2 tRNA genes are annotated in these 541 nt (G+C 53.8%); both read left to right on the top strand.

The features are described from left to right. The first annotated feature begins 186 nt into the window (after positions 1-186). A tRNA-Arg gene (locus ABLV11_RS07055) sits at positions 187-263 on the top strand. Between the two features lie 192 nt (positions 264-455). Continuing rightward, positions 456-532, top strand: a tRNA-Arg gene (locus ABLV11_RS07050). Positions 533-541 lie beyond the last annotated feature (9 nt).

The following is a 541-nucleotide window of genomic DNA, read 5'->3' as shown; positions in this document are numbered from 1 at the left end:
ATATCTTCAGCAACGAAGGTGTGGATGAGGTGGCGGTATTAGCCGCAAGCACCAGGGGGGATAACGTTGCTTTAGCAACGGCCCGAAGGGCGAGCCGCAAGGCAAGTCATCCTCCCGGATGCACCATCTTACTTGATACAGCTTTAGCAGCAGTATCAAAATCTGCAGTAAAGTAAGTTTCCCGATGCATCCGTAGCTCAGCTGGATAGAGTACTCGGCTACGAACCGAGCGGTCGGAGGTTCGAATCCTCCCGGATGCACCATATTCTCCGAGATAACAGCTACGCTGTTGTTTCATGGTCTGCGAGTGAATCGCCGGCACCAGGGAGGATAACGTTGCTTTAGCAACGGCCCGAAGGGCGAACCGAGTGAGTCATCCTCCCGGATGCACCCTCTCTTACTTGATACGGCTTTAGCAGCGGTATCAATATCGGCAGTAAAGCAAGTTTCCCGATGCATCCGTAGCTCAGCTGGATAGAGTACTCGGCTACGAACCGAGCGGTCGGAGGTTCGAATCCTCCCGGATGCACCATATTCTCCG

It is taken from the genome of Klebsiella sp. GW_Kp181 (genome assembly GCF_040062315.1).
Lineage (GTDB): Bacteria > Pseudomonadota > Gammaproteobacteria > Enterobacterales > Enterobacteriaceae > Klebsiella > Klebsiella oxytoca.
The sequence above is the reverse complement of the archived record's forward strand: the minus strand, read 5'-3'. Positions and strand labels throughout refer to the sequence as shown.